Consider the following 18239-nt stretch of genomic DNA (forward strand, 5'->3'; position numbering starts at 1 on the left):
GAATAAGTAAATGGCTACTAAGGTATTAATCGTAGATGATGCAGCATTCATGAGAATGATGATTAAGGATATTCTTGTAAAAAACGGATTTGATGTAGTAGGAGAAGCAGAAAACGGCGCACAAGCTGTTGAAAAATATAAAGAAACATCTCCTGATCTAGTCACAATGGATATCACAATGCCAGAAATGGACGGGATCACAGCATTAAAAGAAATTAAACAAATCGATGCTTCTGCAAAAATCATTATGTGCTCAGCGATGGGACAACAATCAATGGTTATTGATGCCATTCAAGCAGGTGCAAAAGACTTTATCGTGAAGCCATTCCAGGCAGACCGTGTACTTGAAGCAATTAATAAAACGTTAGGCTAAAAAAGGGTGTAAGACTTGTTGAAAAAACGTTTGATATGTATAGCAATGATCAGTTTTATGCTTTTCTTGACAGCGCAGCCAGCCTCACTGTTTGCTGAAACAAAAGATCCTGAAAATGGCATGGTGAATGACTGGATCAAAGATGAGAAAGAAAGCAAAAAGGATACAGAAAAGAAAACCACTGACAATCAAACGAATCCGGCAGAAGAAGTTCCCTCTTCTTCTGTCTCCATTATGGATTTTGTCAAAATGATTGGTGCCTTACTTTTTGTCATCCTGCTCATTTACGGATTGGTGAGATTTGTTGGAAAGCAAAACCGCTTACTCAAGCCATTTCGCTATGTTGAAAATATTGGCGGAACGACGGTTGGTCAAAATCGTTCAGTTCAGCTGATCAAAGTGGGCAAACGAGTATTAGTTGTCGGCGTAGCAGACTCAATCCAGCTGCTAAAAGAAATCGATGATGAACAAGAATGCGAAGCGATTGTGAAACAATACGAAGAAGCGATGGAAAGTAAGACTGACTTACCGAAAATGATGCAAAAATTAACATCGCAAGTGAAGAAACACGATCAGCCGACCACTTCTTCTTTTTCAGCCAATTTAAAGGCGCAGCTAGCCGAATTGAAAAAGACCCAATCAGAAGTCAGAAAGAAAGGCCCGAAACAAAATGAATGAGTTTATCGATTTATTTAATTCCAGTGGCGCAGGGAATATTAGCACATCTGTCCGTCTTCTTTTATTGTTAACTGTATTTTCAGTTGCACCAGGCATTCTTATTTTAATGACCTGTTTTACACGGATTGTGATTGTTCTTTCGTTCGTCAGAACATCACTTGCAACCAACTCAATGCCGCCAAACCAAGTGCTTGTAGGACTTGCTTTGTTTCTCACATTTTTTATTATGGCACCCACGTTCTCAGAGATTAATAAAGAGGCACTCACGCCGCTTTTAAATGATGATATTACGTTAAATCAGGCCTATGAAAAAGCCGAAGTGCCAATTAAAGAGTTTATGAGTAAACATACGAGACAGAAAGATTTGGCTTTATTTCTTAGTTACGCAAAAATGGATACCCCTGAATCGATTAAAGATATTCCCTTAACGGCGATGGTACCAGCGTTTGCAATTTCAGAATTAAAGACGGCATTTCAAATTGGTTTCATGATCTTTATTCCATTTTTAATTATTGACATGGTGGTCGCAAGTGTCCTGATGTCGATGGGGATGATGATGCTTCCGCCGGTTATGATATCGCTCCCTTTCAAAATATTGTTATTTGTATTAGTTGATGGATGGTATTTGATTGTTAAATCTTTGCTGCAAAGCTTTTAGAGTAGGTGCTTAAAACATGAGTTCAGAATTTGTCATTACGATGGCTGAAAGATCAGTGTATGTTGTATTACTTGTCAGCGGGCCGCTTCTAGCGCTCGCACTAATCGTGGGACTAATTGTCAGTGTGTTTCAGGCGACAACCCAAATCCAAGAACAGACGCTTGCGTTCATTCCAAAAATTGTTGCAGTGCTCATTGGACTTGTTGTGTTTGGTCCGTGGATGCTTTCAACAATTGTGTCATTTACAACAGAGCTGTTCTCGAATTTAGATCGATTTGCAGGTTAATCAGAGATGTCAATCATAGAATTATTTCCTGCCTTTCTTCTCGTTTTCATTCGGATCACCGCTTTTTTCGTGACAGTGCCGCTATTAGCGCATCGAACGATACCAGCAGTTCACAGAGTTGGTTTTTCACTGTTTTTGGCTGTCATTAGTTTTAGCACCATTAAAGAACCGCCAGCACTCGATATCGACGGTCTTTACATGATGCTTGCCGTGAAAGAAGCAATGGTCGGACTTCTGCTTGGACTGATTGCATATATCATGGTGTCCGCAGTTCAAATTGCCGGCTCATTCATCGATTTTCAAATGGGTTTTGCGATTGCCAATATTATTGATCCACAAACAGGGGCGCAAACGCCGCTGATGGGGCAGTTTTTTTATACGGTGACCTTGCTACTGATGCTGGCAACAAATGCACATCATTTGCTGCTTGATGGAATCTATTACAGTTTTCAATATATTCAAGTTGATCAGTATGCGCTGAACTTCGGCAGTGAATCCTTTGCTTACTTTATTGCAAAGAGTTTCAACCAAATGTTCATCATAGCCTTTCAAATCTCAGCACCTGTTGTGGCTAGTTTGTTTTTAGTCGATTTGGCATTAGGAATTGTGGCACGTACAGTTCCGCAAATGAACGTATTTGTCGTTGGACTGCCCATTAAAATGGGCGTGAGTTTTATTATGATCATCATTTGTATGGGTGTCATCTTCGGGGTCGTCCAAAATACATTTGAAACGATTGTGCTCACCATGAGGAATTTCTTAGCATTGGTCGGTGGTTCGTCATGACGACAAGACTTAGACTCGACTTGCAATTTTTCGCAGGTGAAAAAACAGAAAAAGCAACACCGAAAAAGAGACGGGATTCACGTAAAAAAGGGCAGGTTGCCAAAAGTACCGACGTCAATACAGCCATCTCATTTCTACTAATCTTTTTATCATTCTTTTTTATTGGGCCTTTTATGAAAGAGCGTATTATTGCGCTCATTGAACGTTTTTATTCAACAACGATGCTAATGAAGGTTAGCACATCTAATATTCATCAACTATTTGTGGAATTGCTTCAGGAAACAGGACTCCTCCTCATGCCAATCCTTGGTGTTGGTATGCTGGCAGGGATCATTAGTAACTATTTGCAGGTTGGCTTTCTCTTTTCGACAGAAGTAATCAAACCGAAATTAGAAAAACTCGATCCAATCAAAGGGTTTAAACGAATATACAGTATTCGAGCCCTCGTAGAGCTATTAAAATCCATTTTGAAAATTGGTTTAATTGGTTTTGCGACATTTATTGCACTTTGGATGCACTTTGACGATATCCTGAGGCTTCCTTTATTAACAGCAGAGGAAACTCTTCATTTCGTGGCAAATATGACCTTGATTATGGGTCTATATGCAGCAGGTGCTCTCATGATCTTAGCAGGGCTTGATTACATGTATCAGAAATTTGATTATGAAAAAAACTTACGGATGTCTAAACAAGACATCAAAGATGAGTATAAAAAATCAGAGGGTGACCCGCTCATAAAATCAAAAATTAAACAGCGGCAAAGGGAAATGGCCATGAGACGGATGATGCAGGAAGTCCCAAAAGCGGACGTCATCATTACAAACCCGACCCACTACGCAATTGCCTTGAAATATGACGAAGAAAAGATGGACGCGCCCTATGTTGTAGCAAAGGGAACAGATATTTTGGCTTTGAAAATTAGAACAATTGCGAAAGAACACGATGTCATGACTGTAGAGAACCGGCCACTCGCCCGCGCCCTCTATGATCAAGTGGATATCGACCAAGCGGTGCCGGAAGAGTATTTTAAGGCGATCGCAGAAATTTTGGCTTACGTATATAAAACGAAACAAAAGATTTTATGAATTTTTGGTTTTAAAAGGAGAGAACAGGCATGTCAGCAAGAGATTTATCTGTTTTATTCAGTGTTATTTTAATCGTGGCGATGCTGGTCATACCGTTTCCGCCCATCCTATTAAGTATTTTAATCATTATTAATATTTCTCTTGCGCTTATCGTGCTTCTCACCACAATGAACATGCAAGAACCACTGCAATTTTCTATTTTTCCATCGTTACTTTTGCTCTTAACACTGTTTCGTTTAGGGCTTAACATCTCTACAACCCGTTCTATTTTATCAACTGGAGATGCTGGTAAGGTTGTAGAAACGTTTGGATCATTTGTTGTTGGGGGCAATATACTCGTTGGTCTGGTTGTCTTCCTTATTCTGATCATCATTCAGTTTATTGTCATCACCAAAGGGGCAGAGCGTGTATCAGAGGTTGCGGCCAGATTTACACTCGATGCGATGCCAGGTAAACAGATGAGTATTGACGCAGATTTGAATGCAGGAATGCTGACAGAAAGTGAAGCTAGAAACCGCCGTGAAAAAGTAGCAAGAGAAGCAGACTTTTATGGTGCGATGGATGGTGCAAGTAAGTTCGTTAAAGGGGATGCCATCGCAGGTATTATTATCGTCATTATCAATATTATTTTTGGCATCATTATTGGGATGATTCAGCAAGGAATGTCAATTCAAGAATCAGCTTCCCACTTTACTCTTTTAACAGTGGGTGATGGAATTGTTTCGCAGATCCCTGCACTTCTTATTTCAACAGCGACAGGGATTGTTGTCACGAGAGCGGCTTCTAACGGAAACCTTGGTTCAGACATTACGGGTCAGCTCTTTGCCTTCCCTGCCATGCTTTATGTCACAGCAGGTACGATCTTCCTGCTTGGATTGTTTACGCCAATTGGCGTACTTTTGACAGGGCCGATCGCAGGTTTACTTGCACTCGGTGCGTACATGATGTCGAAAAACAAACAGGATCAAGAAGAGATTGAAGAAGTACTGGAAGAACAGGCAGAGGTAGAAGAGATGAAAAGTCCAGAAAGCGTCATTCATCTCCTGCAAATGGATGCCATTGAATTTGAATTTGGCTACGGGTTGATTCCGCTTGCAGATGCCAATCAAGGCGGAGACTTGCTAGACCGAATTGTCATGATCAGAAGGCAGCTTGCTCTTGAACTAGGTCTTGTCATTCCAGTTGTCCGTATTCGAGACAACATTGCGCTGAACCCGAATGAATACAGGCTCAAAATAAAAGGGAACGAAGTGGCAAAAGGAGAGCTGCTGCTCGATCATTACTTAGCAATGTCTCCAACGCCTGATGATGATCCGATTGAAGGAATTGAAACAATCGAACCATCCTTTGGTCTGCCGGCAAAATGGATATCAGAAGCAGAAAAAGATCAGGCTGAAATGCTTGGGTATACAGTGGTCGATCCAGCATCTGTTGTGTCTACCCACATCACAGAGAAGATTAGACAGAACACCCATGAACTGCTTGGACGCCAAGAAACGAAGCAATTAATCGATCATCTGAAAGAAAGTTATCCAGTTCTAGTAGATGAGGTAACACCGAATCCACTAGCAGTCGGAGATATCCAAAAAGTACTTGCAAAGCTTCTGAAAGAAAAGGTCTCCATTCGAAACCTTGTGACCATTTTTGAGACCCTTGCAGACTACGGAAAATTAACGACTGATACAGACTTGCTAACAGAGTATGTTAGACAGGCACTTGCAAGACAGATTACTGCACAGTATGCAAGAGAAAATGAATCACTGAAAGTCGTGACATGCTCAGGCCGAGTCGAAAAGGTGATTGCAGACAGCGTGCAGCAAACAGAGCATGGGAACTACTTATCGTTAGATCCAGAATCCTCTGAAAGTGTGATTCAATCAGTGGCGAGAGAAATTGAACAGCTTTCGCTTCGTCAGGAAACGCCGGTTCTATTATGCTCACCTCCTATAAGAATGTACGTCAAACAGTTGTTAGAAAGATATTTCCCAGAATTACCGGTACTATCTTATAACGAACTAGAAGCAAATGTGGAAGTACAGAGCATCGGAGTGGTGGATATCTAATGAAAATGAAAAAAATCACAGCGAATTCTATGCAGGAGGCAACGATTCAAATCAGGCAGCAGCTTGGGAAAGATGCCGTCATATTAAATTCGAAAACCGTTGTCAAACGAAAGCTGTTCGGTTTAAAGAAACAGCAAATGGTCGAAGTGATTGCAGTGCTGGATCAAGATTTTGAAGAAAGAGCCGGTAAAGGATTACAACCAGCAGCTGCGCCTATCCCGGTGTTACCGAAAAAGGAGCAGACTCAACACCTTACACAAGAGCTGCCGGCTGCTGCTCAAGCAGTCAAAGCAGCGCCTTCTCATTCTCAGCCTATAGAATATGCAAGAAACGAACGCCATGCCGGGATCTTGCCGGATTCTCTCATGAAAATGGATCAAAAGCTAAAGGATCAAGGTCTTGATGCTGAGATTCGAGATGAGTGCTTAAAGGGTCTTTTAACAAAAGGTGCTGTGAAAGAAGAGCAGATTGAAAAAGAACTTGAAAAACTACTCACAGAGATGCTGCCGGCTCACACTTCTGATGAGCCGATGATTCGTTCGAAATACATTGTGTTGTTTGGTTCAACTGGTGCTGGAAAAACCACAACGATTGCAAAGCTGGCTGCGAAAACGGCTATTCAGCAGCAAAAGAAAATTGCTTTTATCACAACAGATACGTACCGGATTGCAGCGATTGAACAACTAAAAACATATGCTGAACTGCTGAATGCACCTCTTGAGGTTTGTTATTCAAGAGAGGACTTTGTGAAAGCACAGCAGACCTTTAAAGACTATGATCATATTTTCATCGATACAGCAGGCCGTAACTTTAAAGAAGAGGCGTACATCAAAGAGCTGACAGATATCATTCCATTTGATGAAAGCATTCAAAGTTTTCTCGTCATGAGTGCGACATCGAAATATCAAGATATGAAAGCCATGGTCAAACGTTTTGAACACGTTCCAATCGATCAATTTATTTTTACAAAAGTTGATGAAACAGACACGATGGGAACGATCTTTCAAATCATTGCAGAATCTCAAATCGGGCTCGGGTTTTTAACAAATGGTCAAAATGTACCTGAGGATATTCTTGAGAGTTCCCCCCTTGATTTGACAAGGATGGTCTTACAATGATGAAGCCTGACCAAGCCGAAGGTTTAAGAAAGCTTGTTCAGCAGAATCAACTGATTGTACCGAACTCTCTTCATGCGAATGGACAGGCGAAAACCATTGCTGTCATGAGCGGTAAAGGCGGAGTAGGTAAATCGAATTTGACGCTGAATATGGCACTGTCTATCGCAAGTACGGGCAAGCAAGTGCTCATCATCGACCTCGACTTTGGCATGGGGAATATTGATATTTTACTAGGGAAAACATCGACCAGCTCTATATTAGACGTGCTTGTTAGAAAAAAATCCTTCCAAGCGGCTATGACAAAAGGAACGGACAATCTGTATTACATTTCTGGCGGAAGCGGGCTTGAACAGCTGTTTTCTTTAGACAAAGATCAATGGTCGTTCTTTTTAGAAGAGATGGAGAAAATATTGAATGACTTTGATTGTATATTCTTTGATATGGGTGCAGGCTTGTCAAAAGATCAACTCCCTTTTGTCTTATCGGCAGGAGAGGTGGTCGTTGTGACAACGCCAGAACCAACATCCATCATGGATGCCTACAGCGCAATTAAGCACTTAGCCATTCATCAGTTTGAACAGTCTGTTCAAATCATCGTCAACCGGTGTAAAACCCCTTCGGAAGGATCTGAAACGTACCGGAAATTAGCAGGAGTTGTGACATCCTTTCTACACCGAAAGCTTGTGTTTGCTGGGGCGGTACCTGATGATCCTGCTGTTCCTAAAGCAGTCACTGAACAAATGCCATTTTATATGAAGCAGCCTCATTCAAGGCTAAGTAAAACCATTAAAATGCTGGCTGAAACACTGTATCATCAGCAGATAAGAGAGGCACGGAGAGAGCAGCATACGTTTATAGATAAGTTGTCCTCTTTTTTTAAAAGGAGGAAGGTGGACTCATGATTAGAGTGCTTGTAGTAGATGACTCGGCTTTTATGAGAAAACTCATCAGTGATTTCCTAAGTGCCGAGCAAGAAATTGAAGTCGTCGGAACGGCGCGAAATGGGGAAGATGCCTTAAAGCGGATTAAGGAATTGAATCCAGATGTTGTCACACTTGATGTGGAAATGCCTGTTCTAAATGGAACAGAAGCATTAAAACAAATTCTGGCTGAACACGACCTTGCTGTGATTATGGTGTCAAGCCAGACGAAGCAAGGGAAGGAATTAACCATCCATTGCTTAGAACTCGGTGCTTTTGACTTTGTGACAAAGCCTTCAGGAAGTATTTCGCTCGATTTACACAAAGTAAGAGGTCAAATTGTAGAGCGGGTACTTGCGGCAGGCCTGTCGAGAAAACGTACTGAGAAACAAGTTTCTCCTAAGCCGTTCATGAAGCCGCCAAGTCCAATTCCAGCGGTCGCTCCCCGCCTGCAAGAAGTAAGAAGCGGTTCATCACTCCGAAAGATTATTTCAATCGGAACTTCTACGGGAGGGCCTAGGGCGCTTCAACGAGTCGTCACGAAGCTGCCAAAAGACATAGAGGCGCCGATTTTGATTGTGCAGCATATGCCGGCAGGATTTACGGCATCGCTGGCTACTAGATTAGATCATTTATCACAAATTACGATCAAAGAAGCTCAAGATGGAGACATCGCTAAAAATGGAGTGGCTTACATAGCTCCTGGTGGATTGAATATGTCACTTCATGAACAAGGGGCAGCTTTAGTGATCAGGCTGTCCCCAGAAGACACTGACAGCCGTCACAAACCTTCTGTTAACTATTTATTTGAATCCATCAGCAACATAAAAGGTTACGAGAAAATCGCTGTCATTATGACAGGAATGGGTAGTGATGGCACAGAAGGTGTCAAAAAAATGGTCGCAAGCGGTCATACAAAAGTCATTGCAGAAAAAGAAGAATCATGTGTTGTTTTCGGAATGCCTAAATCAGTCATTAAAGCAGGCCTTGCACATGAAACAAGGCATGTGGATGACATCGCACATGCAATTATAAGCTCCATGAAAAAAGAGAGGGCGTGAACACGTTGGATGTAAACCAATACTTAGATATCTTTTTAGATGAAAGCAGAGAACACTTACAAACTTGTAATGAAAAACTTCTTGAATTAGAAAAGAACCCAACAGACTTGCAGCTAGTGAATGATATATTCAGAGCCGCTCATACACTGAAAGGCATGAGTGCAACGATGGGCTTTGATGATATGGCTCAATTAACACATCATTTAGAAAACATGTTTGATGCCATCAGAAACGAACAAATGATTGTCACTCCTGAATCAATGGATACGATGTTTGAAGCACTCGATCACCTTGAAGCAATGGTTCAATCGATTGCAGAGGGTGGGGATGGAACACGTGATGTCACGGAGATTAGTAAAAAACTAGATGTGACAGGAAGCCATGCAGAAACAGCATCTGCCGTTGAGACTGCTGAAGCATCATCAGCTGCAAGCGACCTAGACTATAACGAATTTGAACGAACAGTTCTTGATGAAGCGAGAGAACAAGGCTTTAAATGTTATGAGCTGAACGTGACATTAAGTGACGCATGCTTATTAAAAGCCGTTCGTGTCTATATGATTTTTGAAAGACTGAACGAAGCAGGAGAAGTTGTCAAAACGGTTCCGAATGCAGAACTTTTAGAATCAGAAGATTTTGAATCTGAATTCAGCATTTCTTACTTATCGAAACAGCCGATGGAAGAAGTGAAAAAAATCGTGATAGCGATCTCAGAGGTTGAACAAGTGGAGATTTCTGAAGTCTCTGCCTTTGAAGAAGCGGCTCCGGCTGAAACAAAAGCAGAGAAACCTGAGCAGAAAAATGAAGAAGTCGCAGCTCCTGCTGCTAAAGCGCCAGCAAACGATACACCAAAAGCAAATGGCAATAACGGTGCAGCTGCCGGCGGAACGAAAACGATCCGTGTCAACATCGATCGTCTAGATTCGCTTATGAACCTGTTTGAAGAGCTTGTCATTGATAGAGGACGTTTAGAACAGATTGCCAAAGAACTTGAAAACAACGAACTCACGGATACAGTGGAAAGAATGTCCCGTATTTCTGGAGACCTGCAATCGATCATCTTGAACATGAGAATGGTGCCTGTAGAAACGGTGTTTAACAGATTCCCACGTATGATTCGTCAATTGACGAAAGAGCTCAATAAGAAAATTGAACTGATCATTGAAGGTGCTGAGACAGAGCTTGATCGAACAGTGATCGATGAAATTGGCGATCCGCTCTTACACTTACTTAGAAACAGTCTCGATCACGGGATTGAATCACCAGAAGAACGTGTGAAAAAAGGCAAACCAGAAAAAGGAACTGTTCTTTTAAAAGCATATCATAGCGGAAACCATGTCTTCATTGAAGTAGAAGATGATGGCGGCGGGATTAACCGTAAAAAGGTCCTTGAAAAAGCATTAGAGCGCGGAGTTATTACAGAAAGAGAAGCGGAAACGCTTGAAGATCACCAAATTGATTCATTGATCTTTGCAGCAGGGTTCTCTACAGCGGATACGATTTCTGATATCTCGGGCCGGGGTGTAGGTCTTGACGTTGTGAAAAACAAGCTGGAATCATTAGGTGGTTCTGTGAGTATTAACTCAACAGAAGGTCAAGGCTCACTGTTCTCAATTCAGCTTCCACTCACATTATCGATCATTTCCGTACTTCTTGTGAAACTAGAGGAAGAAACATTTGCTATTCCGATTTCTTCTATTATAGAAACAGCTGTCATTAAGAAGAGTGACATCCTTCAAACGCATGATCGTGAAGTCATTGATTTCCGTGGATTTATCGTACCGGTTGTGTACTTGAAGAAACAGTTCAACGTACCAAATGCGAATGATTTAGAAGAAGAACTGCACATTATTGTTGTCCGTAAAGGAGACAAGCTAACAGCATTTGTGGTCGATTCGTTTATCGGTCAGCAAGAGGTTGTATTGAAATCACTTGGAGATTACCTACCAAACGTATTTGCGATATCAGGCGCAACAATCTTAGGTGACGGTCAGGTTGCACTCATCGTTGACTGTAATGCACTGATTAAGTAAAAAACAATAGAGGAGCGGTCTGAAATGAGTACAGATATCAAAACTGGCGAAAAGATGATTGTGTTTATCGTAAACAAAAAAGAATACGCCATTTCAGTATCAGAAGTAAAGTCCATTGAAAAATGGCAGCAGCCGACAAGAGTTCCTGGCGTTGCCCCTTATATATGCGGTGTCATTAATCTACGTGGTGTCGTGACACCTGTCATTGACCTTAGAGTGAGACTTGGATCAACTGACAACGAGATTACAGACGAAACAAGAATGATTATTGTACAAGTTGGTGACATTGAAGTCGGCTGGATTGTTGATGAAGCAAATGATGTCATTACTGTTCATCAGGAAGAGGTAGAAACTTCTACTGATTCAGCTGAAAAAGAAGGACTGTCATGGGTGACAGGAATTATTAAGCATGATCAGCGTCTATTCAATATCATTCATGCTGGTGCGGTCCTCGACAAGAGCGTGCAAGATGCACCTGTTCATTAAGGGGGATGTGAGATGAGCATTTTCAATGAAATTAAAGATGAACAGCTAGATATATTAAGTGAGGTTGGGAATATCGGAGCAGGCCATGCAGCGTCTGCTCTTGCCAGCCTATTGAATCGCAAAATTGATATGGCTGTTCCTTTTGTCAAAGTTCTCTCGTTTGAAGATTTAATGGATTTCTTTGGTGGAGCAGACCTTCCAGTTGCCAGTATCTTTTTGCGAATGGAGGGTGACCTTACCGGTTCAATCTTTTTCATTATGCCGTTTGAACAAGCTGAACAATTTGTAAGAGAGCTTGTTCAGGACCCAGCATTTGATATTGATACGATTCATGAACACATGCTAGGAACATCAGCGCTTCATGAGCTAGGAAATATTTTAGCAGGCTCTTATTTATCAGCACTTGCCGATTTAACAAAACTGCAGCTTCATCCAAGTGTTCCAGATGTCACGCTCGACATGTTCGGGGCTGTCATTAGTGAAGGATTAATGCAGTTTAGCCCTCTCGGCGATCAGGCGATTGTGATTGATACATCGATTTTTGATGATCAAAATCAGCAAGAGCTGAAAGGAAATATGTTTCTATTACCAGACTTTGAATCGTTTGAAAAACTGTTCAAAGCATTAGGTAACCTATAATGAACGTGCAGATTCCGGCAGTTGTAAAGGTTGGTATAGCGGATGTTCAGCTTGTGAAAACACCGGACCGTATACGGACATCCGGTCTCGGTTCTTGCGTAGGACTTGTCCTTTTTGACCAAGAAAAAAAACTGGCAGGACTTGTCCATGTCATGCTTCCAGACTCCTCTCTTTCAAAAGGAGCGGTAGAGAACTTGGCTAAGTATGCAGATACAGGTGTCAAGCATACAATTGATCTGCTCTTAAAAGAAGGAGCGCGCAAACATGCGCTAAAAGCGAAGCTTGCTGGCGGCGCAGAAATGTTTAAATTTAAGTCAACCAATGATCTGATGAGAATTGGACCTAGAAATGTATCAGCTGTGAAAGAACATCTGTCTCTTCATCATATCCCGATCATTAGTGAGGACACGGGCGGAAACAATGGACGCACGATTGAATTCGATCCGCTTACAACAGAACTTGAGATCCGCACTGTGAAACAAGGCATTATGAAGATATAACTAAGGAAGTATAGGGGGAGAAAGATGCAATCCTTAAATTACGAAGATCAGGCGCTATGGGCTAGATGGAAAGAGTGGAAGGACCCAGCTGCTGGAGATGATCTTATGCGCCGCTATATGCCGCTCGTCACATATCATGTTGGAAGAATTTCCATCGGTCTCCCGAAGTCAGTGCACAAAGAAGACTTGATCAGTCTAGGGATGCTCGGTTTATATGATGCCCTTGAAAAATTTGACCCCGGAAGAGATCTGAAGTTTGATACATATGCATCCTTCAGAATTCGCGGGGCCATCATCGACGGTCTTCGTAAAGAGGACTGGCTGCCTCGTACATCAAGAGAAAAAACAAAAAAAGTAGAAGCGGCAATTGAAAAGCTTGAACAGCGATATTTACGAAATGTGACACCAACAGAGGTTGCTGAAGAACTCGGCATGAGTGAACAAGATGTGGTCACAACGATGAATGAAGGGTTCTTTGCGAATTTGCTCTCGATTGATGAGAAGCTGCATGATCAAGAAGACGGAGAAAACGTTCAAGTCATGATTCGCGACGAAAAGACTGTGACACCTGAAGAGAAAATGCTGAAAGATGAATTAATTGAACAGCTTGCTGAAAAAATGACAGAGCTTTCGGAAAAAGAAAAGCTTGTGATTAGTCTTTTCTATAAAGAGGAATTGACGTTAACGGAAATTGGTCAAGTGCTTAATTTATCGACCTCCCGCATTTCGCAAATTCATTCAAAGGCATTGTTCAAGCTTAAGCATCTGCTTGATAAAGCCATTCAATCTTAAAGAGTTAGTGAGTGAAAAAATATGCTATGGCTGATTAGCTTTATGCTTCATGCTGCACTTATTTATTTTGTGATCATTTTATACACGAGAATGAATTCGCTGAAGGCAACAGAACAAAAGCAGCGAGAGCTTTTAGAAGAAACGGAAAATACCCTGGCTGCATTTTTGATGGAAGTCAAAGAAGAGAATGAAAAACTATCAAAAGCTGCAGCCACTTCCCCTGATTTTTCTGCTGAAGAGCTGAAATCGGATCTTCAGACACCAAAGCAGCCACAACCACCAATTGAATCCCAGCAATCGGTAGAAAGTGAAGATCCAGTTCCAGAGCACCTGTCGGCTCTCCTTAGCGAAGTTGAGGTGCAGGAAGAGAAGGTAAACGAACCCGTTTCAAGTCTCGAAACAGAAGCTTCTGCGCCTTCTGAAAGTGAAAGAGAAGAAACATTCGAGGATCAAGTAAAGGCCTTATATGATCAAGGGCTATCATTAGAAGAAATAGCGAAAGAATTAAAAACGGGCAAGACAGAAATCGAGCTTTTATTAAAATTTAGCGGAAAGCTGTAAAGGATTCTTGATTGTCAGTCCATCATGTGTTATATTATTTCTTGGTGTTAAATACACACGCTTAATGATTCGTATGAAGGTGCTGCCGTGGCGCAGTTTTATGTGAACATGACTTAAGCGGAGGAAAAAAAACCATTATATTAGGAGGCAACAACATGTCAGTTATTTCTATGAAACAATTGCTAGAAGCTGGTGTTCACTTCGGTCACCAAACACGCCGTTGGAACCCAAAAATGAAGCGTTACATCTTTACAGAGCGTAACGGTATCTACATCATCGATCTTCAAAAAACGGTGAAAAAAGTAGAGGAAGCTTACAACTTCACGAAAAACCTTGCTGCTGACGGAGGAAAAATCCTTTTCGTTGGTACGAAAAAGCAAGCACAAGATTCAGTGAAAGAAGAAGCAATCCGTTCTGGTATGTTCTATGTAAACCAACGCTGGCTTGGTGGAACGTTAACAAACTTTGAAACAATCCAAAAACGTATCAAACGTTTAAAAGATATCGAAAAAATGCAAGAAAACGGTACGTTCGAAGTTCTTCCTAAGAAAGAAGTCGTTCAACTGAAAAAAGAATTAGAACGTCTTGAAAAATTCCTAGGCGGAATCAAAGACATGAAGGGTCTTCCAGATGCACTTTTCATTATCGACCCTCGTAAAGAGCGTATTGCAGTTGCAGAAGCTCGTAAATTGAATATCCCAATTATCGGTATCGTTGACACAAACTGTGATCCAGACGAAATTGATGTTGTGATCCCTGCAAACGATGATGCAATCCGTGCTGTAAAACTTCTAACTGCTAAAATGGCAGATGCGATTCTTGAGTCTAAACAAGGCGAAGAAGAAGCTGTTGTAGAAGAAACGACAGAAACTGAAACAACAACTGCGTAACCTATTCAAAAGGTGATAAGAGGGAACTGCCTTTTATCACCTTTTTTTCACCTAGTAATCCGTGTTTTAACATAGAAGGAGGAAATGTAAAATGGCAATTACTGCTCAATTAGTAAAAGAACTGCGTCAAAAAACTGGTGCAGGTATGATGGACTGTAAAAAAGCGTTAACAGAAACTGATGGTGACATCGACAAAGCAATCGATCTTCTAAGAGAAAAAGGGATCGCAAAAGCTGCGAAAAAAGCAGACCGTATTGCGGCAGAAGGATTAACTCTTATTAAAACTGACGGCAACACTGGTGTTATCCTAGAAGTGAACTCTGAGACTGATTTCGTTGCGAAAAACGAAGGATTCCAAAATCTTCTTAACGAACTTGCTGATCATTTACTTGCTGCGAAACCTGCAACAATTGAAGAAGCACATGCTTCTAAAATGGAAAATGGTTCAACAGTTGAAGAACATATTACTTCTGCAATTGCGAAAATCGGAGAAAAAATTACACTGCGCCGTTTCTCAGTCATCACAAAAGAAGATAACGCTGCATTCGGTTCTTACTTACACATGGGCGGACGCATCGGTGTATTAGCGGTTCTTAACGGAACAACTGATGAAGAGCTTGCGAGAGACATCGCAATGCACGTTGCTGCTGTAAACCCTAAATACATTTCTCGTGACCAAGTGTCTGAAGAAGAAGCAAACCGTGAGCGTGAAGTATTAACACAACAAGCGCTTCAAGAAGGAAAGCCTGAAAATATCGTTGCTAAAATGGTAGAAGGCCGTCTAAACAAATTCTTCGAAGAAATTTGCTTACTTGACCAAGCATTCGTTAAAAACCCAGATGAAAAAGTGAAACAAGTTGTAGGTGCGAAAAACGCAACTGTTCAAACTTATGTTCGCTATGAAGTGGGCGAAGGTATCGAAAAACGTCAAGACAACTTTGCTGAAGAAGTCATGAGCCAAGTGAAAAAATAATGTTTGAAAAGCTCTCTGGGGCTTTTTTAGGGAGCACAAGCACTGTGTTCCCTATTTTTTAGAGGATATTGATTTACAAAAGACGGTTTCTTACGCATAATAAGAGACGGTATAGTTTACACTTGGAGGTTATCATGAGCAAACCGAAATATAATCGCATTGTACTGAAGCTAAGTGGAGAAGCACTAGCTGGTGATGCTGGAAATGGAATTAACCCAACTGTCATTCAATCAATTGCAAAGCAAGTAAAAGAAATTGCAGAACTTGATGTTGAAGTTGCAGTCGTTGTAGGCGGAGGAAACCTTTGGCGTGGTAAGACAGGCAGTGACTTAGGAATGGACCGGGCAACAGCAGACTATATGGGAATGCTTGCAACAGTGATGAATTCATTGGCATTACAAGACAGCCTAGAAACGCTTGGCATTCAGTCTAGAGTACAAACCTCTATCGAAATGAGACAGGTTGCAGAGCCATACATAAGAAGAAAAGCGATCCGTCACCTTGAGAAGAAACGTGTCGTGATTTTTGCTGCAGGTACTGGTAACCCTTATTTCTCTACTGATACAACAGCAGCACTTCGTGCAGCTGAAATTGAAGCAGATGTCATTTTAATGGCGAAAAACAATGTAGACGGTGTCTACAGTGCTGATCCTCGTACAGATGCGGATGCAGTAAAATATGATAAGCTTTCATATCTTGATGTACTAAAAGAAGGGCTTGCTGTAATGGATTCTACTGCGTCCTCATTATGTATGGACAATGACATTCCATTAATCGTCTTCTCTATTATGGAAGAAGGAAATATTAAACGTGCCGTCAATGGCGAATCAATCGGAACGATCGTGAGGGGGAAATAACGTGTCAAAAGAAGTGTTGAACCAAACAAAAGAAAAAATGGAAAAAGCCGTTCAAGCATACGGACGTGAACTAGCAACTGTCCGTGCGGGCAGAGCTAATGCTTCCCTTTTAGACAAAGTAACAGTGGATTACTATGGTGCGCAAACACCACTAAACCAAATTGCGTCAATTACAGTGCCAGAAGCACGTATGCTGATTATCACACCTTACGATAAAACAGCGATCGGTGATATCGAAAAGGCGATCCAAAAGTCTGATCTTGGTATCACACCAACAAGTGACGGAAACGTGATCCGTATTGCGATCCCAGCACTAACAGAAGAAAGACGTAAAGAACTTGTAAAAGTTGTGAGAAAATACTCAGAAGAAGCAAAAGTAGCTGTTCGTAACGTTCGTCGTGATGCAAACGATGAATTGAAAAAGCTAGAGAAAAATGGGGAGATCACTGAAGATGAATTAAGATCATCTACAGAGGATGTTCAAAAATTGACAGATGAATATGTCGCTAAAATTGATGAAGTGACAAAAGATAAAGAAAAAGAAATCATGGAAGTTTAAGAAAAAACTATGTACAATAGATAATAGTGAAAAGACCCTCTTCATGTTTACAGGGGGTTTTTTTGTTAATACTGTTGAGGACTATATTATTAGCGGGAACGCAACCTTTTTGGGTGATGGAGGAATCTCATGCTCAATATACTCAAAAATTGGAAGAATCAGCAAACAGCAGCTTCCAACTTAGAAAGCCTGACAAAAGAAGACATATTAAATGGAGAAATTCCTGAACATATCGCCATTATCATGGATGGGAATGGAAGATGGGCAAAGAAACGTGCACTTCCACGGGTAGCAGGACATCATGAAGGAATGAAAGTTGTCAAGCGCATGACCAAGCTTGCAAATGAGCTGAATGTCAAAGTGCTGACTTTGTATGCTTTCTCTACAGAAAATTGGAAACGTCCAAAACTAGAAGTAGACTTTTTAATGAAGCTTCCTGAAGAGTTTCTAAACATCTATCTGCCTGAACTCATCGAGGAAAATGTCCGTGTACGTTTAACAGGTGATCCAGACGGCCTCCCGCAGCATACGAAAAAAGCGGTAGAGAACGCAGTAAAGAGTACGGCGAATAATGACGGACTCATTTTAAATTTTGCGCTCAATTATGGAGGACGGACAGAAATTATTTCTGCATGCAGACAAATTTCTGAAAAAGTCAAAGAAGGCAAGCTTCGAGCAGAAGACATCACAGAAGAGATGTTTTCAGCTTATTTAATGACAGAATCTCTTCAAGATCCGGATTTGCTTATTCGCACGAGTGGAGAAATTAGATTAAGCAACTTTATGCTTTGGCAAATTGCGTACAGTGAGTTTGTCTTTACGGATGTGCTTTGGCCTGACTTTTCTGATGAGCATCTCATAGACGCTATCGGAGAGTACCAGCGCCGCGGCCGGAGGTTCGGTGGAATTTAGAGGGTGGTG

The 18239-nt window shown here is 41.3% G+C and carries 21 protein-coding genes; all 21 read left to right on the forward strand.

From position 1 onward, the window contains the following. Positions 1-10: 10 nt before the first annotated feature. The 21 genes from MHI58_RS08230 to MHI58_RS08330 all read left to right on the forward strand — a co-directional run bounded on the left by MHI58_RS08230 (position 11) and on the right by MHI58_RS08330 (position 18230). Positions 11-373, forward strand: a complete 363-nt coding sequence (locus MHI58_RS08230; RefSeq protein WP_007499584.1) for a response regulator — start codon at positions 11-13, stop codon at positions 371-373. An 18-nt stretch (positions 374-391) separates the two neighbouring features. Then, entirely contained in the window at positions 392-1051 is a 660-nt protein-coding gene (gene fliZ, locus MHI58_RS08235; RefSeq protein ID WP_041090515.1) for a flagella biosynthesis regulatory protein FliZ, read from the forward strand. After that, positions 1044-1709 (forward strand): flagellar type III secretion system pore protein FliP, encoded by a 666-nt coding sequence (fliP, locus tag MHI58_RS08240; RefSeq protein WP_007499580.1) that lies wholly within the window; start codon positions 1044-1046, stop codon positions 1707-1709. Before fliZ ends, fliP begins: the two co-directional genes overlap by 8 nt. A gap of 16 nt (positions 1710-1725) precedes the next feature. Then, positions 1726-1995: a flagellar biosynthesis protein FliQ gene (gene fliQ / locus MHI58_RS08245; protein ID WP_003211206.1), complete on the forward strand. Its 270-nt coding sequence runs from the start codon at positions 1726-1728 to the stop codon at positions 1993-1995. A gap of 6 nt (positions 1996-2001) precedes the next feature. Continuing rightward, a complete protein-coding gene (gene fliR, locus MHI58_RS08250) occupies positions 2002-2781 on the forward strand; it encodes a flagellar biosynthetic protein FliR (RefSeq protein ID WP_007499578.1) in 780 nt (259 codons plus the stop codon). Beyond that, on the forward strand, positions 2778-3866 hold the full coding sequence (flhB, locus tag MHI58_RS08255) for a flagellar biosynthesis protein FlhB (RefSeq protein ID WP_041507303.1): 1089 nt from the start codon (positions 2778-2780) through the stop codon (positions 3864-3866). The genes fliR and flhB overlap by 4 nt, the downstream gene beginning before the upstream one ends. 29 nt (positions 3867-3895) lie before the next feature. Then, positions 3896-5929, forward strand: a complete 2034-nt coding sequence (gene flhA, locus MHI58_RS08260; protein ID WP_045034262.1) for a flagellar biosynthesis protein FlhA — start codon at positions 3896-3898, stop codon at positions 5927-5929. Continuing rightward, complete coding sequence (gene flhF / locus MHI58_RS08265) at positions 5929-7047, forward strand: flagellar biosynthesis protein FlhF (protein WP_045034263.1); 1119 nt, start codon at positions 5929-5931, stop codon at positions 7045-7047. The genes flhA and flhF overlap by 1 nt, the downstream gene beginning before the upstream one ends. Beyond that, the gene (locus MHI58_RS08270; RefSeq protein ID WP_045034264.1) at positions 7044-7949 is read left to right on the forward strand and encodes a MinD/ParA family protein; all 906 of its coding nucleotides are present in this window, start codon (positions 7044-7046) and stop codon (positions 7947-7949) included. Before flhF ends, MHI58_RS08270 begins: the two co-directional genes overlap by 4 nt. Further along, the gene (locus MHI58_RS08275) at positions 7946-9028 is read left to right on the forward strand and encodes a chemotaxis response regulator protein-glutamate methylesterase (protein ID WP_024720361.1); all 1083 of its coding nucleotides are present in this window, start codon (positions 7946-7948) and stop codon (positions 9026-9028) included. Before MHI58_RS08270 ends, MHI58_RS08275 begins: the two co-directional genes overlap by 4 nt. Positions 9029-9033: 5 nt before the next feature. Continuing rightward, entirely contained in the window at positions 9034-11061 is a 2028-nt protein-coding gene (locus tag MHI58_RS08280) for a chemotaxis protein CheA (protein WP_045034265.1), read from the forward strand. A 24-nt stretch (positions 11062-11085) separates the two neighbouring features. Continuing rightward, positions 11086-11547, forward strand: coding sequence for a chemotaxis protein CheW (locus tag MHI58_RS08285; protein WP_045034266.1), 462 nt, complete (start codon positions 11086-11088; stop codon positions 11545-11547). A 12-nt stretch (positions 11548-11559) separates the two neighbouring features. Continuing rightward, the gene (locus MHI58_RS08290; RefSeq protein ID WP_007499567.1) at positions 11560-12186 is read left to right on the forward strand and encodes a chemotaxis protein CheC; all 627 of its coding nucleotides are present in this window, start codon (positions 11560-11562) and stop codon (positions 12184-12186) included. Further along, positions 12186-12686: a chemotaxis protein CheD gene (locus tag MHI58_RS08295; protein WP_007499566.1), complete on the forward strand. Its 501-nt coding sequence runs from the start codon at positions 12186-12188 to the stop codon at positions 12684-12686. The genes MHI58_RS08290 and MHI58_RS08295 overlap by 1 nt, the downstream gene beginning before the upstream one ends. 24 nt (positions 12687-12710) lie before the next feature. Continuing rightward, positions 12711-13478 (forward strand): FliA/WhiG family RNA polymerase sigma factor, encoded by a 768-nt coding sequence (locus tag MHI58_RS08300; RefSeq protein WP_007499565.1) that lies wholly within the window; start codon positions 12711-12713, stop codon positions 13476-13478. 21 nt (positions 13479-13499) lie between these two features. Further along, entirely contained in the window at positions 13500-14039 is a 540-nt protein-coding gene (locus tag MHI58_RS08305) for a hypothetical protein (RefSeq protein ID WP_045034267.1), read from the forward strand. A gap of 155 nt (positions 14040-14194) precedes the next feature. Continuing rightward, the gene (rpsB, locus tag MHI58_RS08310; protein ID WP_007499561.1) at positions 14195-14929 is read left to right on the forward strand and encodes a 30S ribosomal protein S2; all 735 of its coding nucleotides are present in this window, start codon (positions 14195-14197) and stop codon (positions 14927-14929) included. Between the two features lie 91 nt (positions 14930-15020). Next, on the forward strand, positions 15021-15902 hold the full coding sequence (tsf, locus tag MHI58_RS08315; protein WP_007499558.1) for a translation elongation factor Ts: 882 nt from the start codon (positions 15021-15023) through the stop codon (positions 15900-15902). Positions 15903-16036: 134 nt separating this feature from the next. Continuing rightward, positions 16037-16759: a UMP kinase gene (gene pyrH / locus MHI58_RS08320; RefSeq protein WP_008344767.1), complete on the forward strand. Its 723-nt coding sequence runs from the start codon at positions 16037-16039 to the stop codon at positions 16757-16759. A 1-nt stretch (position 16760) separates the two neighbouring features. After that, on the forward strand, positions 16761-17318 hold the full coding sequence (gene frr, locus MHI58_RS08325) for a ribosome recycling factor (RefSeq protein WP_008344764.1): 558 nt from the start codon (positions 16761-16763) through the stop codon (positions 17316-17318). Between the two features lie 129 nt (positions 17319-17447). Next, positions 17448-18230 (forward strand): isoprenyl transferase, encoded by a 783-nt coding sequence (locus tag MHI58_RS08330; protein WP_110487244.1) that lies wholly within the window; start codon positions 17448-17450, stop codon positions 18228-18230. Positions 18231-18239 lie beyond the last annotated feature (9 nt).

Source organism: Bacillus sp. FSL K6-2869, assembly GCF_040869405.1.
In the GTDB taxonomy this organism is placed as follows: Bacteria; Bacillota; Bacilli; order Bacillales; family Bacillaceae; genus Bacillus; species Bacillus altitudinis.

Excerpts from the sequence above, each read along its gene's own strand:
- MHI58_RS08290 (WP_007499567.1), top strand. The coding sequence starts at position 11,560 with ATGAGCATTTTCAATGAAATTAAAGATGAACAGCTAGATATATTAAGT.
- MHI58_RS08305 (WP_045034267.1), top strand. The coding sequence starts at position 13,500 with ATGCTATGGCTGATTAGCTTTATGCTTCATGCTGCACTTATTTATTTT.
- fliQ (WP_003211206.1), top strand. The coding sequence starts at position 1,726 with ATGAGTTCAGAATTTGTCATTACGATGGCTGAAAGATCAGTGTATGTT.
- tsf (WP_007499558.1), top strand. The coding sequence starts at position 15,021 with ATGGCAATTACTGCTCAATTAGTAAAAGAACTGCGTCAAAAAACTGGT.
- MHI58_RS08300 (WP_007499565.1), top strand. The coding sequence starts at position 12,711 with ATGCAATCCTTAAATTACGAAGATCAGGCGCTATGGGCTAGATGGAAA.
- flhF (WP_045034263.1), top strand. The coding sequence starts at position 5,929 with ATGAAAATGAAAAAAATCACAGCGAATTCTATGCAGGAGGCAACGATT.
- MHI58_RS08230 (WP_007499584.1), top strand. The coding sequence starts at position 11 with ATGGCTACTAAGGTATTAATCGTAGATGATGCAGCATTCATGAGAATG.
- flhA (WP_045034262.1), top strand. The coding sequence starts at position 3,896 with ATGTCAGCAAGAGATTTATCTGTTTTATTCAGTGTTATTTTAATCGTG.
- fliP (WP_007499580.1), top strand. The coding sequence starts at position 1,044 with ATGAATGAGTTTATCGATTTATTTAATTCCAGTGGCGCAGGGAATATT.
- pyrH (WP_008344767.1), top strand. The coding sequence starts at position 16,037 with ATGAGCAAACCGAAATATAATCGCATTGTACTGAAGCTAAGTGGAGAA.
- MHI58_RS08295 (WP_007499566.1), top strand. The coding sequence starts at position 12,186 with ATGAACGTGCAGATTCCGGCAGTTGTAAAGGTTGGTATAGCGGATGTT.
- MHI58_RS08275 (WP_024720361.1), top strand. The coding sequence starts at position 7,946 with ATGATTAGAGTGCTTGTAGTAGATGACTCGGCTTTTATGAGAAAACTC.
- MHI58_RS08270 (WP_045034264.1), top strand. The coding sequence starts at position 7,044 with ATGATGAAGCCTGACCAAGCCGAAGGTTTAAGAAAGCTTGTTCAGCAG.
- fliR (WP_007499578.1), top strand. The coding sequence starts at position 2,002 with ATGTCAATCATAGAATTATTTCCTGCCTTTCTTCTCGTTTTCATTCGG.
- rpsB (WP_007499561.1), top strand. The coding sequence starts at position 14,195 with ATGTCAGTTATTTCTATGAAACAATTGCTAGAAGCTGGTGTTCACTTC.
- MHI58_RS08285 (WP_045034266.1), top strand. The coding sequence starts at position 11,086 with ATGAGTACAGATATCAAAACTGGCGAAAAGATGATTGTGTTTATCGTA.
- MHI58_RS08330 (WP_110487244.1), top strand. The coding sequence starts at position 17,448 with ATGCTCAATATACTCAAAAATTGGAAGAATCAGCAAACAGCAGCTTCC.
- flhB (WP_041507303.1), top strand. The coding sequence starts at position 2,778 with ATGACGACAAGACTTAGACTCGACTTGCAATTTTTCGCAGGTGAAAAA.